Source organism: Catenibacillus scindens (assembly GCF_014202115.1).
Taxonomy (GTDB): domain Bacteria; phylum Bacillota; class Clostridia; order Lachnospirales; family Lachnospiraceae; genus Catenibacillus; species Catenibacillus scindens.
The window spans coordinates 329,271-343,010 of the sequence record NZ_JACHFW010000002.1; the positions used below are offsets into that span (position 1 = coordinate 329,271).

Genomic DNA, 13,740 nt, shown 5'->3' on the forward strand with positions numbered 1-13,740 from the left:
CAGATCTCCTTTTTACTATAATTATAAGTATGAAGGCGTCAAAATATACTTTGACGCCCATGATCATACCGGACTTACAGCGTCACCAGCGAGGACGCCTGATCCCTGGGAGCCACAAAAACATCCGGGCAATCCGAAGTCTCTCTCCCGCCAAAAGCCTCCAGCAGAACCGTCTCCAAAGCCAGATCCGGATAATTATTCTCTTTGCTTAAATGGCCTAAAATCACATGTTTCAGCCGGTCATTATGTAACAGCGCTACCAGTCTCCCAGTCATCTCATTGCACAGATGCCCCCGGCTGCCTAAAATACGCTGCTTGAGTGGATAGGGATAAGGCCCTGCCTGAAGCATACGGATATCATGATTCGCTTCCACATATAAAAGATCTGAATTTTCCAGATTATGGACAATCCCGTCGTCAAAACACCCAAGATCTGTCACCATGCCAATTTTAAAACCGGCATTTTCAAAAGTATAGCTAACCGGATCCGCCGCGTCATGAGGGATAGAAAACGCTTCTACTCGGATATCGCCGATTTTAAATGGCCGCTCCGCCTCTATCACATAAAACTCACTTTTGGACAAATCCCCAAGGGATTTACAGCGATGGATCTCCAAAATTGTCTCATGGGTCGCATAGACAGGAACGTTCAGCTTCCTCGACAACACCCCCAATCCCGATATATGGTCGCTATGCTCATGGGTCACAAGGATCGCCTGTATATCCCGGCTATCAACGCCAAAAGAATCCAGGCCCGCAAGAATCCTCTTACAACTGATCCCCGCGTCCACAAGTACATGGGTTGTGTCTGTCCCCACATAAAGGCAGTTCCCGCTGCTACCGCTGGCGATAGTTCCAAAATACATGAAACAGTCACCCTTTCTCTATAATCTTTAGCGCCGCCCGGCAAAGACAGCTCTTTACGCTTATTCATTATAATACAAAAATTTTATTACCACAACAAGTAAATATTAAAAGAATCACGACAGTTCCGCCCGCGCGTTACTATTTATTTTTGCCAACGTAAAAATCAAACGCCTAAAACACAGAAATTTTCCGGGTAACAAAAAACCGTCCGCGGGAAATATGTTTTCCCGCGGACAGCCGTCCTGAAAATCTTAATAATTATAAGTATAAAAAACGATATCTCCGATAGTCAGCGTTGAACTGGCGTCTGAAGGCGCATAATTATTAAAGAAAAGATAATTTCCTATATTATTATTCCCCGCTATGGCATCATTAGCCGCCTGAATGCAGGAAGATGTCGGGCCGCTGGACAAAACTGTAGCAAGCCGCCCATTGGCAGCCGGACTAAACTGGCCGGACTGATAGATAACCTCACTGATAGAGTTAGGGAACAAGGGGCTGTTAACCCGGTTCATAACCACATTGGCAACAGCAAGCTGTCCCTCATAAGACTGATTTCCAGCTTCACAGTAAACCAGACAGGCCAACAGATAGGCATCATCTGTGCTTGCACTGACAGGAGCCTCCGTCTGAGGAGCTTCGGTCTGCGCCGCCTGAGTTTCAGGTGCCTGGGTCTGTGACGTCTGAGTTTCAGGCGTCTGAGTTTCAGGTGCCTGAGTTTCGGATTCCTGAGTTTCAGACTCCTGAGTCTGAGATGTCTGAGTCTGAGATGCCGCACTCTGGGATGTCTGACTTTGAGATTCCTGAGTTTCCTTGGCCCCCGTTGCCTGAGAACTTGACGCGGCAGCGCCTGTACTTGAAGTCACCGACAGCGCGGCGCTCTCTTTACTCAAATCATCAGCAGAACTTTGACTGACTGTCTGACTCACCTCTTCGCTGGCCGCCATAGCCTCAACCTCGGAAGTCACAGCTTCGTCCAGTTGATTTTCGGTCTCCACACAATCTCCATAAACATATCCATAATAAATATCATCGAGATGGATGCGGTACCACTGGCCTCCCGAAAGGTCATCAATAGGTTCCATAAATTCTTCATATGAAGGCGCTTCCTTCTCATCATCTTTTCCGGCGCCATCAGAGGTTTCCCCGGCTTCTTTAGCTTCCGGATCAAGTTCCTGACTATTTCCATCCTCTGTCCAGTAAATCTCACCAGAATCCTCATCGTAGGTACATCCTTCAGGGACAATAAGATAAGTCTCATCCTTCTCGCCAGAGGCGATCACCGGCGAATAGAAATCCGGGCCGCTGCGAATATTTAACTGATCCACAGTGACTTTGACCACCTTTTCTCCTGTGTCCTTGGCCAGGGCTTCCGCCTCATCCCCAAAGGCAACATTCTCAGTCAGGACAAAGCCTGTAACATCACCCGATGTAATCTTTGTCCACATTTCCCCCTTATGTACAATGGTTCCATAGGAGCCCGGATACATCTTTCCTACAATTTCACTATCTTCATCCGCGCTTTTGTATACGGCGAGATAAGGTTCGTAATTTGTGACAATCAGATTTTCATAAGGATTCTGGACCAGTTCCAGAGCCGAATCCATAACCAGAGACAGCATATCCGCATTAAAATCTGATGGAAGACCAGCTACAGATTGTGGTGAAGCAGCAAAGCTAAAGCCTGTTAAACAGCCTGCGCACAAGGCTGCTGTTGTTACTGCGGCACCAGCTTTGGCGATTACCTTTTTGAAAGTTTTGCCTACCATAATTTCACCTCTTCAAAATAATTAATTTACATAATATGTGGATATAATTTTAAATTTTTATTACCAATTATTACATACATATTACAGGTACATATTGTATCAAAAACATATGGAATTGTCAAATCTTTTATCATCTCCTCCACATTCCCGCGTTTTTTTGATTAACATAAGAAATAAACCATATTTTTGTGCAGATTTTTGGGAATATTTCCCACCACTTAACAATTATGTAATATTTTCCTTCACCATTTCCTGCTCATTAGACAGAATTGGACATTATTGACACGCTTCCAAAGACAAATTATTACATAATTGTTACGTACTCTTTCTTTTACGACATTACAATTTCACTAAAAAACAGTTTTAAAAAAAGGCGTCCGATCCCATAGAACAGACGCCTTTTTGTGATATTTCACAAATTTATATCAGATTTTTCTCTATTTCTTTTTCAAGGTTTTCAATATCCGAATTATTTTCCAGAACGCGGTCGCTGTTTTCCAAAAACTCTTTTTCAGATAGTTGATTTCTGAGAATGGAATCAATCTTCTCATCAGAGTACCCTCTGGTCTCCTTCATCCGCTTCCGGCGCACCGCCTCATCAGAATGAACATACCAAAACTCATCGCATATATCTCTGTAACCACACTCCACGAGAAGGGCAGCTTCCAAAACAACAAGAGGCGACACGCCCTGGCAATCTTTAATCTCTTTTTCTATAGCCGCACGCACATCAGGATGGACGATCCCGTTGAGTTTGTCCAACAGCTCCCTGTGATTAAAAACAATCGCTGCCAGCTTACCCCGGTCAATGGTACCGTCATCCATAAGAATCCCCCTGCCGAAGAAGGCAACGATCTTCTCATAGCTTTCCCCCCCCGGCATCGAAAGTTTTCTGGCCACCTCATCAGCGATAATAACCCTGGCGCCAAATTTTTCTTCCATAATCTTTAATACAACCGTTTTCCCGCTTCCAGCTCCCCCGATAATACCAATTACTTTCGTACGCATATAGACAGACTCCTCTCCTACTTTGCCTCATACCAGTTTTTCCCTGTGTGGATGTCCACCTCCAGAGGCACAGACAGGCGGGCGGCATTTTCCATTTCTTCTCTGAGAATTTTTGTAACGTTCTCTATCTCCTCCGCTTTTGCTTCAATGAGCAGCTCATCGTGAACCTGCAAAATAAGGCGGGATTTTAAATGAAGGACCTCCAGCCGTTCTTTAACCCGGATCATGGCGATCTTTATAATATCCGCCGCCGATCCTTGAATAGGAGAGTTCATGGCAATACGCTCCCCGAAAGATCTCTGCATAAAATTGCTGGATTTAAGTTCCGGCATAGGTCTGCGGCGGCCAAACATCGTCTCCGAATAGCCTTTTTCTTTAGCATCGCTGACCATGCGGTCCAGAAACTCCTTGACCTGGGGATAGGTTTGGAAATACTTTTCAATATATTCCCCGGCCTCCTTGCGGGTGATACTCAGATCCTGACTCAGACCAAAGGAGCTGATCCCATAGACAATACCGAAATTTACCGCTTTGGCGTTGCGTCTCTGCAGAGGCGTCACCTGATCCAAAGGTGTGTGAAATACCTGGGACGCGGTAATCTTATGGATATCCTGATCCTCTTTGTACGCCTGGATCAACTGTTCATCCCCGGACATGTGGGCCAGCACTCTCAGTTCAATCTGGGAATAGTCGGCATCCACAAACACATAGCCATCTTCCGGCACAAAAACTTTCCGGATCAGGCGCCCCAGCTCCATGCGGATGGGGATGTTCTGAAGGTTAGGCTCTGTGCTGCTGATCCGCCCTGTAGCCGTGATGGTCTGGTGGAACTTTCCATGGATGCGGCAATCTTCCCGGATATATCCCTCCAGCCCGTCAGCGTAAGTGGATTTCAGCTTTGTCAGCTGACGGTATTCAAGAATAAAATTCACAATAGGATCTTCCGACCGGAGCTTTTCAAGGACTTCCGCAGATGTGGAATATCCGGTTTTCGTCTTTTTCCCGTAGGGGAGCCGCATTTTTTCAAACAGGATGACCCCAAGCTGTTTAGGTGAATTAATATTAAACCGCTCTCCTGCCAGATCATAAATGTTTTCCTCCAGTTCGTGGATACGGGACACCAGGGCGTCGCCGTAGGCTTTCAATTCTTCCTTTTCCACTCGGATGCCGTAATCTTCCATAGATCTGAGGACAAAGGCCAGAGGCAGCTCAATCTCACTGTACAGCTTATCCATCTTAGCATTCTCAAGAGCCTGGGTCAAAACAGATACCCCTCTGCGGGCTACTGCCCCGCTCCACCCCACAAACTCCATAAAGCGTTCTTGCTGTTCCAGAAAGACCGTCTCGTGGGAAGTTTTGCCAAAAATATCTTTTTCTGAGGGCAAAGTCATTCCCAGATAGTCCCTGGCAACATCGTCATATCCATAGCTGTCTTTTAAGGGATTAAGCAGGTAAGCGCCGATGGATGTGTCAAACACGCCGTCTTTGTCAAGTTTCAGCCAGGAGAGGGTTTCCTTGACGTCCATCACCCCAACAAGATAGCCCTCATTTTTTAATATATCCGCCAGCTTCTGGCAGTCAAACTGTTCCGCCGGGGCAAAATAAGGCTCCGGGCGGGACGCCAGGCTGACGCACAGGCCTTCCGGTTTTTGAGGGTGATAGTATATCCCCGCCACAGCCTGCTCGCCCCGGCTTTTCTGCCCTTCGAGATCTTCCTTCACAGCCTGCTCAAATTCCTCCACAGACTTTAGGAGAACCGCCGGTGAAAGGCGCTCCTCTTTCGGGAGTGCATCTTTATCGAACCTGGCAATAATATTTTTAAATTCCAGCCGTTTAAACAGCAAATATGCCTTGGATGTATACATATCCTTAAAAACCATCGCCCCAGGATCAAACTCCACCGGACATTGGGTATCAATAGTAGCCAGAACTTTGCTCATTTTCGCCTGTTCCCAGTAATCCACAAGATTTTGGGAGGCTTTTTTAGGTTTAATTTCTGATGCGTGTTCGTGGGCCGTTTCAATATTTTTATAGGCCACAATAATTTTTGTCGCCGTTTTCTCCCCGATGCCGGGAACTCCTGGAATATTGTCAGACGCATCCCCCATAAGAGCTTTCAGGTCAATAAATTCCGATGGTGTCACCTGATATTTTTCCTCTACATCTTTGGAATAATAATCCTCAATCTCCGTCCCCGTCATTTTTGTTTTTGGAATACGGATCTTAATTTTGTCTGTGGCAAGCTGGAGGAGATCTCTGTCTCCGGAAATGATGGACACTTCCGCCCCTATTTCCTCAAAACGCCGCCCCAGAGTTCCAAGGATATCATCGGCCTCATAACCTTCTTTCTCAAGAATCTTTATATCCATGGCCTCAAGAACTTCTTTCATTACCGGCACCTGCTGGCGCAGCTCCTCTGGCATAGCCTTTCGCGTCCCCTTATATTCCTCAAACATTTTGTGACGGAAAGTGGGCGCGCTGACATCAAAGGCAACCGCCACATAATTCGGCTGCTCCTCATCCAGAATTTTAAGCATAATATTTAAAAAGCCATAAATCCCGTTGGTGTGCAGCCCTTCAGAATTGGTCAGATCAGGAACTCCGTAAAAAGCCCTGTTTAGTATACTTAGTCCATCAATCAATACAGCTTTACTCATCTTTTATGTTCCTTCCTCATCCACAGTTTGAATACGGCGCAGCGGCATATCAAAACTGTTATTTATAAAATAGTCCCTGGCATTTCTGGTAATAAACGACTTAGTCTCCCCCGACGGGCTATGAAGATCCACGTTTACTGCCGAACTTATATTTCCAATATATCTGGCAGTTATATCCGGGTGGCTATACACATTATACCAGGCGAAACCACCCGCGCACAAAAGCAGTATGAACACAGCCACCCCGCCGAGTTTCAGCCGCGTGCTGCGGGAATGCTTTTTTGCGATCTGCTCCTTCTTATAAGAAATATATTTTTTCAGATCCCCTTTAAAATCTACCAGCATATGTTCATCTTCATCCAATTGCTTGACGCCCACCATGACAATATAATAGACTTCCAGCTCGTCATAGCAGTCTGTACAGTTTTCAATATGCTGAATGAAGGTTTCTGTCTGCTCATCGGTAAGTTTTCCTTCAATAAAAGGCACGATCAGCGCCTGCGCTTCTCTGCAATCCATTATAACCAATCTCCTGAATAACATTTGCTACGTGGCTGAAGAATGCTCGCTTTGCTCGCTGTGCATAAGACGCGGTATAATAGCCACTTCGTGGCTATTATACCATGTTTTAGAAAAGTTATAAAGGGCTTCCTTTGTGGTTAGTTTGTCTTTACACTTTTGGACAGTTATATTAAAATGAAAATAACGACCTGGCCGAAAGCGTTAAGATTTCCCTTGTTCAGGCTTTCTTGGCGCTCTATGGTTTAAATCGTTGAAAAAAGCATGGTCCGGGTCTTTCCCGGATCTTTTTAAGGAGGTTTGTCTATGGCCGGAACAGAGACAGTTTTGCTATATAATTTTAACGATCCGCAAAAACTGCGGAATATGAAAATGGTTTTTCTCAAAATGGGAATACGGATGCGCACAGTTACCCCAGATATGTATATGGAGCCTGTGGGAGCGCTGGCACGCCTGAAGGGTTATGAATTGAGCCATATTCCATATGAAGGTTCAGGCTTTGATGATGAAATGATGGTGATGAACGGATTTTCCAGCGCCCGGCTGGACGAACTGCTCCGCCAGCTACGCAGGAATAAAGTTCCCAAAATTCCTTTAAAGGCTGTGGTTACCGCCCATAACGCGGCGTGGACCTCCTTGGAACTTCACAGCGAGCTTACGAAGGAACACCAGATGATGACCCATGGGCCGATCATGGACGCTGTCATCTATAAAGGGAACGGCACTTTCGCTCTGGAAAAGCGAAAAATCCCCACAATCCAGCAGCCCACAGACGCCATTGTAAAAGTCACCTTAACTTCCATATGTACCAGTGATCTCCATATTAAACACGGCCATGTCCCGAAAGCAGTTCCCGGTATCGTAGTAGGTCACGAGATTGTCGGAGAAATCGTCCAGTTAGGCAACTGCGTCAGTGGTCTTTCTGTTGGAGACCGGGTGGCCGTCAACGTAGAGACATTCTGTGGGGAGTGCTTTTTCTGTCAGAGAGGTTTTGTAAATAATTGCACCAACGAGAATGGCGGATGGGCTCTGGGTTGCCGCATTGACGGCGGTCAGGCTCAGTACGTTCGGGTGCCACTGGCTCAGAACGGCCTCACAAAAATACCCGATAGCGTCACCGACGAACAGGCCATTTTTACCGGGGATATCCTCTCCACAGGATACTGGGGCGCTAAGATCAGCGAAATCAAACCTGACGATATCATCGTTGTCATCGGCGCCGGCCCTACAGGAATTTGCGCGATGAAATGTGCAGCCCTCTACCACCCCGCTCACATTATTGCCGTGGACATTGATCAGCGCCGCCTTGACCTTATAAAAAACGAACACATCGCAGATGTAACCATAAACAGCCAGTCTCAGTCTGTTAAACAGGCTATTTTAGAGATTACAGACGGCAGGGGCGCTGATGTTGTCATCGAGGCTGCAGGCGGAAAGAACACCTTCCAGATGGCTTGGGAGATTGCCCGTCCCAACGCTATCGTCACAGTCATCGCTTTATATGACGAAGATCAGGTTCTCCCTCTGCCCCAAATGTACGGAAAAAATCTGACATTTAAAACCGGCGGCGTGGACGCCTGCAACTGCAGGGAAATCCTCGACCTTATCGCCGATGGGAGACTTGACACAACCTGCCTGATCACTCACCGCTTCGACTTAAAAGACGCAATGGCAGCCTACGATCTCTTTGAGAGCCACAGAGATGGGGTAATGAAAGTCGTATTAAAACCATGATTACACCAAACTTTTTATGTGGTTTACATAATTTGATTATGTAAACCACAAGACACAGCAGTAAGACAACAGATTCGTCAAGCTTGCTCGGAAGAAAATGGGTAACTGCTTCAAATCGGACCGGGAATCGTAACAACTGAGAGCATTTTCCTATAAGCAATTCTCCTTTTACCCCAAAAGAAAAAGAAAAGCAACAAAAAACCCGCAAGCTCTTAATCAGAACTTGCGGGTTATAAAAGCAGTGCCGGCAGCGGGACTTGAACCCGCACGTGGTTGCCCACAACAGATTTTGAGTCTGCCTCGTCTGCCATTCCGACACGCCGGCAATTGCTCACTGCAAAAGCTATAATACCATTTTCTCTCATAAATGTCAATCATTTTTTAAGCCAGGCTTTAAATTCTTCTCCGTCTAATGCTCCGCTTCGGGCCTGATTTAACTTGTCTTTGGCCTCTTGGTACCATTTTTCAAAATCTTCCCTGGACAAATTCCCGGCCCGCTTTCTCGGTTTGGACATACGGGCATAGTGGGCCTTGTAGGCTCTCGTATACGCCAAAAGGAGGTCGTCATTTTTGACAGATCGAGCGAAGGTCTGACTGTAACCAACATCCTGACAGGTTTTTCCATCCTCCGTATAAACTCTGTGACAATAATCTACATTGCTCTTTTTAGGTATGAAAAGCCTTCCGCAGTTTTTACAAACCTTCACAAGAACTTTCTGACGAATCATCTCTGAAAATTCCAGATAAAGGCAGTCCTCAAATCCCAAAAGAAAATAATCCGTTGAAGGCCGCCCCTGATCCATCACATAGTGGGACTGAGCGTAAAAACGGTATTTCCCGGCCATCTCCATAAGTTCAGAAGAAACGCCTTGACTGACATAACAGGATAACCAGTCTTCATAGCTTTTCTGAAGTTTCACAAGGCCTGCCTGACAAAATACGCCTTCATAAGACGGACTCAAACTGTTTTCCCGAAACAGCTTCAGACTGTCTCCGGAAATGTGTCGAAAATAGGGATGGATCTCCCTCAGCCGGGATAACTCATAACTTCCCCGGTCACTGCTGCTTTGCCCTGAAAAATCCTTGTAAATAAAATCCAGCAGGCTCTGCCCTATCTCCCAGATCTCATCGGGATTTCTGTAAGAAATCATCTCTGATCCAATGGGAATATAAACATGTATATACAGGTTCTCCTGATTTGACATAATCGTTCCTCCCTCTGTTGGTAGTTACAAATCTGCCCTATACTATTACTATATATAATTATCAACTGTACGTCAATGATAATTTTTATAGCAAACGGTAAATATCTTTGTCGTTTATTATAACCCCTCCAGGGAATGCGCTAAACAGCAGTTCAGTCACCAAAAAGAGCCAGAGAGAAAAAAGCTGCAAAAATGGCTTTTTGCCGCTTTCACAGCCTCTTTAAGATCATTTACCAAAATCAGTGCATCCGGCTGGTCATAAGTTCCATAAGGTGTACGCCGCAGGCTCCGCCTATCTCAATGTCTTTAAGGTAGCAATGGGAGATTCCTGGCCCGCCAGCAATCCTGTATAGTCATTGTTTACCTGCTCTGTTAAAACAGTATATAATTTGTCGCTATTTAATGAAGCAAAACAAAACCCCCGCAAAACAGTACAACACTGATTTTACGAGGGTTTCAGTAGCAAAACAATAGCCCGTAGGGGAATCGAACCCCTGTTTCCGCCGTGAGAGGGCGGCGTCTTGACCGCTTGACCAACGAGCCATCTGACTATCTTAGTATAACTCACCTTCCTGAAAAAATCAAGTCTTTTTTTTATTTTTTTCAAATTTTTTCAAAAAAATTGAATTATACAAAAATTATAGCATTCACTCTCCGAAAGTCATCATCAAAAAAACTTCCAGAATGGAGCTGCGGGGAGTCGAACCCCGGTCCGAAGGCACATCCATCGAAGCATCTCCCATCACAGTCGCTGTATATTCATTCCCTCCAGGATACGCCCGGCGACAGGCTTATCCTCTCAGTAGCTTCATAAATCTTTTGCCGTTGCAAAGCTTAAACGGCAAAGGTCCCCACATTGTTGATGCCAGCTACCGGGACTGTGAGCGATCCCGGGCTGACAAGCAGCATTAAGCAGCTGCTAAAGCGTAATTATTATCTTCAGCTTTTATATTTAAGTTCCAGGTTTTAACGCAGTCCCGGAAACTGCGGATGGCTTCCTCAACTTCCACGCCCCCGTCGAAACCAGTACAACCCCAAAATAAAATTGGGCCTGGTATCCTTTACGATAAGGCTGAGATTAATTATAATCGCGAAAAAGGCTTTCGTCAAGAGCTTAATACAATTTTTTTACTTTAAACGCAACTATTCAGCCATGCATCTTAAGATTCCCGCAGCTAACGCTGTTTTACCGCCGCTTACGCGGCTGAATCCTCGATTATGGCTAAACGCCATATGTCTGGTTTAATAAAAAATCCTCTGCAAGTAAACTTGCGCCGTATTTTTATTAAACCAGCCGCATGGCTGAATAGTTACCCTTAAACTCTTTTTCCGCTTCCCTGCGCTGATCCTTCTTGGCGATATCCGCCCGCTTATCATACAGTTTTTTTCCCCGCGCCAGGCCGATCTCCACTTTCACAAGACTGCTTTTTAAGTAGACCTTTAAAGGAACAATAGTATACCCCTTCTGGGCAGCCTGACCAAGAATCTTATTAATCTCGTATTTATGGAGCAGAAGCTTTCTCGGACGCAGGGGATCTTTATTGAAGATATTTCCCTTTTCGTATGGACTGATGTGCATCTGATAAATATACATCTCCCCATTGTCCGGGCGTATAAAAGCTTCTTTTATACTGCAGTGTCCCATGCGCAGAGATTTCACCTCGGTTCCGTGGAGAACGATCCCCGCTTCGTAAGTGTCCTCTATAAAATAATCAAAGTAAGCTTTTTTATTATTGGCGATGAGCTTTGTCCCTGAACTGTTTTTTGCCATGATCTTTCATCTCTCCTTCCTCTTCTTCATCGGACAATATAAAATAAATAGTACGCTCCGCTTTGTCCGCCGAAACTACACGCACTTTTACTTTCTGTCCAAGGCTGTATGCCGTTCCAAGAGTTTCCCCTGTAATGGTATAATTTTTCTCATCATAATAGTAATAATCATCATCCATATCCTGAAGGCGCACAAGTCCCTCACATGTATTAGGCAGCTCCACATACATCCCCCAGTTTGTCATCCCGGAAATGACACCGGTGTAAATCTCCCCCAGATGAGCCGACATATACTCCACTTTTTTCAGCTTTTCCACATCCCGCTCCGCTTCATCGGCGCGGCGCTCATTCATGCTTGTGGAATTGGCCACCTCATTTAGAATAGCCCGGTAATGATCCTGACGTCTCTCGTCCAGCTTTCCGGCCAGATTTTCCTTAATGATTCTGTGGATCTGGAGATCCGGATAACGCCGTATAGGCGATGTAAAATGGCAGTAATATTTCACTGCCAGACCGAAATGGCCTGAATTGACCGTGGTATACCTGGCCTGCTTCATAGACCGCAGCGCCAGACGGCTGATCATGGCCTCTTCCGGCGTCCCTTCAATCTTTCCGAGAAGCTTTTGAAATTCTTTGGGATGGACTTCTCCCCTGCCGACTTTCATGGAATAGCCAAAACCGGAGATCATGGCCACAAGTTTCCTTATCCGCTCAGTGTCCGGAGTCTCATGGGTCCGGTATAAAAAAGGCAGTTCCTGCCAGAAAAAATCTTCGGCAACCGTCTCGTTGGCGATAAGCATAAAATCCTCAATAATCTTTGTCGCCGCATTCCGCTCATAGGGATGAATATCCACAGGAAAGCCTTTCTCATTAAGAAGGATCTTAGATTCCGGAAAATCGAAATCAATACCTCCCCGCTGCCGGCGCTTCTCACGGAGAACATCTGCGGTCTCTTTCATCAGTTCAAACATAGGCACAAGGGGCCGGTATTCTTCCATCAATTCCGGATCCCTGTCTGTCACGATTCCATTGACGGCAGTATAAGTCATACGCCGGTCCACGCAGATCACTGCCGGCGTGATTTCGTGGCCGATCACTTGGCCTTTGCTATCAATATCCAAAAGTATACTCAATGTGAGACGATCACATCCCTCGTTGAGAGAACAAATCCCATTGGAAAGCTGATGGGGAAGCATAGGAACAACCCGGTCCACAAGATAAACACTGGTTCCCCTGCGCAGCGCCTCCCGGTCCAGTGGCGAATTTTCTGCCACATAGTGGCTAACGTCCGCAATGTGGACGCCAAGGTGATAAATCCCACCCTCCTTAGACAGGGTAATGGCGTCGTCCAAATCTTTGGCATCCTCACCGTCAATGGTCACTGTAGGAAGCGATCTAAGATCTCTACGCCCGGTAAGATCCCCATCAGACACTGTATCAGGAATTTTTTCCAGTGACTTTATTACATCATCAGGAAAATCTACCGGAATATTGTAGGCCATCAGCACTGATATCACATCCGTCTGAGGATCGTCAGCGTGTCCCAGGATCTGGATAATCTCTCCCTCTGGATTTTTATTTCCAGCGCCGAAGTCTGTAATTTTGACCACCACTTTATGTCCGGTCACTGCTCCCATGGAATTTTCAGCGCGAACAAAAATATCTTTTGAGATTTTTGAATTATCAGGAACGACAAATCCAAATTTTTTGCTCTTATCATAAGTCCCCACTACATTTTCATTGGCCCGCTGAATAATAGACACAACCTGCCCTTCACTCCTCCTCGGTCCAGAGGACTTCCTTAGAACACGCACAGACACTGTATCCCCGTGGAGGGCACCGTTGATATCTTCCCTGGAGATGAAAATATCTTCATCCATACCTTCCACCCGGACAAAACCAAAACCTTTGGCGCTACCCATAAATATTCCCTGGTACAGGTCTGGCAAAGGTTTTGAATATCTTTTATCGGAGGTCATGGCGATCAGCCCTTTGGAAAACATCTGATCCAGCATAGATTTAAAAGCATCTCTTTCCTCCCTGGGAACGTGAAGAAACACGCACAGTTCTTTAAACTTCATAGGGCGGTATGCCTCATCGGAAAAAAGTTCCAAAAGCATATTCCACCGAAGATCATAACTCATCTCATCCATTAAATTCACCTTCTTTCTGATCTTACAAAAACACCGCTGCCGATGGCATAAAAAATAT

At 45.8% G+C, this 13,740-nt stretch carries 9 protein-coding genes, 2 tRNA genes, 1 other RNA gene and 1 pseudogene; 2 read left to right on the forward strand and 11 right to left on the reverse strand.

The window, feature by feature from the left end:
• Positions 1-74: 74 nt before the first annotated feature.
• The 5 genes from HNP82_RS04470 to HNP82_RS04490 all read right to left on the reverse strand — a co-directional run bounded on the left by HNP82_RS04470 (position 75) and on the right by HNP82_RS04490 (position 6,820).
• The gene (locus HNP82_RS04470; protein WP_183771921.1) at positions 75-866 is read right to left on the reverse strand and encodes an MBL fold metallo-hydrolase; all 792 of its coding nucleotides are present in this window, start codon (positions 864-866) and stop codon (positions 75-77) included.
• 252 nt (positions 867-1,118) lie between these two features.
• Positions 1,119-2,636, reverse strand: coding sequence for a cell wall hydrolase (locus tag HNP82_RS17925; protein ID WP_243164634.1), 1,518 nt, complete (start codon positions 2,634-2,636; stop codon positions 1,119-1,121).
• Positions 2,637-3,056: 420 nt separating this feature from the next.
• Positions 3,057-3,644, reverse strand: coding sequence for a dephospho-CoA kinase (gene coaE / locus HNP82_RS04480; RefSeq protein ID WP_183771923.1), 588 nt, complete (start codon positions 3,642-3,644; stop codon positions 3,057-3,059).
• A 17-nt stretch (positions 3,645-3,661) separates the two neighbouring features.
• Positions 3,662-6,301: a DNA polymerase I gene (polA, locus tag HNP82_RS04485; protein WP_183771925.1), complete on the reverse strand. Its 2,640-nt coding sequence runs from the start codon at positions 6,299-6,301 to the stop codon at positions 3,662-3,664.
• A 3-nt stretch (positions 6,302-6,304) separates the two neighbouring features.
• Positions 6,305-6,820 (reverse strand): anti-sigma factor family protein, encoded by a 516-nt coding sequence (locus HNP82_RS04490; RefSeq protein ID WP_183771927.1) that lies wholly within the window; start codon positions 6,818-6,820, stop codon positions 6,305-6,307.
• Positions 6,821-7,339: 519 nt separating this feature from the next.
• On the opposite strand from HNP82_RS04490, the pseudogene HNP82_RS18565 reads away from it, so the two are divergent.
• Both HNP82_RS18565 and HNP82_RS04495 read left to right on the forward strand, forming a co-directional pair.
• A pseudogene (locus tag HNP82_RS18565) lies at positions 7,340-7,486 on the forward strand (DUF3783 domain-containing protein); the annotation flags it as partial.
• Positions 7,487-7,513: 27 nt separating this feature from the next.
• Complete coding sequence (locus tag HNP82_RS04495) at positions 7,514-8,554, forward strand: alcohol dehydrogenase (protein ID WP_243164649.1); 1,041 nt, start codon at positions 7,514-7,516, stop codon at positions 8,552-8,554.
• 242 nt (positions 8,555-8,796) lie between these two features.
• Here HNP82_RS04495 and HNP82_RS04500 read toward each other — a convergent pair.
• From HNP82_RS04500 to rnr, 6 genes are all read right to left on the reverse strand, one after another.
• Positions 8,797-8,879: transfer RNA gene (locus HNP82_RS04500), tRNA-Leu, on the reverse strand.
• Positions 8,880-8,928: 49 nt separating this feature from the next.
• On the reverse strand, positions 8,929-9,759 hold the full coding sequence (locus tag HNP82_RS04505; RefSeq protein WP_183771931.1) for a DUF6076 domain-containing protein: 831 nt from the start codon (positions 9,757-9,759) through the stop codon (positions 8,929-8,931).
• A gap of 471 nt (positions 9,760-10,230) precedes the next feature.
• Positions 10,231-10,302, reverse strand: a tRNA-Glu gene (locus tag HNP82_RS04510).
• Positions 10,303-10,441: 139 nt separating this feature from the next.
• Positions 10,442-10,795, reverse strand: a transfer-messenger RNA (tmRNA) gene (ssrA, locus tag HNP82_RS04515).
• A gap of 249 nt (positions 10,796-11,044) precedes the next feature.
• The gene (gene smpB, locus HNP82_RS04520; RefSeq protein ID WP_183771933.1) at positions 11,045-11,530 is read right to left on the reverse strand and encodes an SsrA-binding protein SmpB; all 486 of its coding nucleotides are present in this window, start codon (positions 11,528-11,530) and stop codon (positions 11,045-11,047) included.
• Positions 11,490-13,682 (reverse strand): ribonuclease R, encoded by a 2,193-nt coding sequence (rnr, locus tag HNP82_RS04525; protein ID WP_183771935.1) that lies wholly within the window; start codon positions 13,680-13,682, stop codon positions 11,490-11,492. Before rnr ends, smpB begins: the two co-directional genes overlap by 41 nt.
• Positions 13,683-13,740: the final 58 nt, after the last annotated feature.

Coding starts and splice junctions, on each gene's coding strand:
- HNP82_RS17925 (WP_243164634.1), bottom strand. CDS start 2,636: ATGGTAGGCAAAACTTTCAAAAAGGTAATCGCCAAAGCTGGTGCCGCA.
- smpB (WP_183771933.1), bottom strand. CDS start 11,530: ATGGCAAAAAACAGTTCAGGGACAAAGCTCATCGCCAATAATAAAAAA.
- polA (WP_183771925.1), bottom strand. CDS start 6,301: ATGAGTAAAGCTGTATTGATTGATGGACTAAGTATACTAAACAGGGCT.
- rnr (WP_183771935.1), bottom strand. CDS start 13,682: ATGGATGAGATGAGTTATGATCTTCGGTGGAATATGCTTTTGGAACTT.
- coaE (WP_183771923.1), bottom strand. CDS start 3,644: ATGCGTACGAAAGTAATTGGTATTATCGGGGGAGCTGGAAGCGGGAAA.
- HNP82_RS04495 (WP_243164649.1), top strand. CDS start 7,514: ATGGACGCTGTCATCTATAAAGGGAACGGCACTTTCGCTCTGGAAAAG.
- HNP82_RS04490 (WP_183771927.1), bottom strand. CDS start 6,820: ATGGATTGCAGAGAAGCGCAGGCGCTGATCGTGCCTTTTATTGAAGGA.
- HNP82_RS04505 (WP_183771931.1), bottom strand. CDS start 9,759: ATGTCAAATCAGGAGAACCTGTATATACATGTTTATATTCCCATTGGA.
- HNP82_RS04470 (WP_183771921.1), bottom strand. CDS start 866: ATGTATTTTGGAACTATCGCCAGCGGTAGCAGCGGGAACTGCCTTTAT.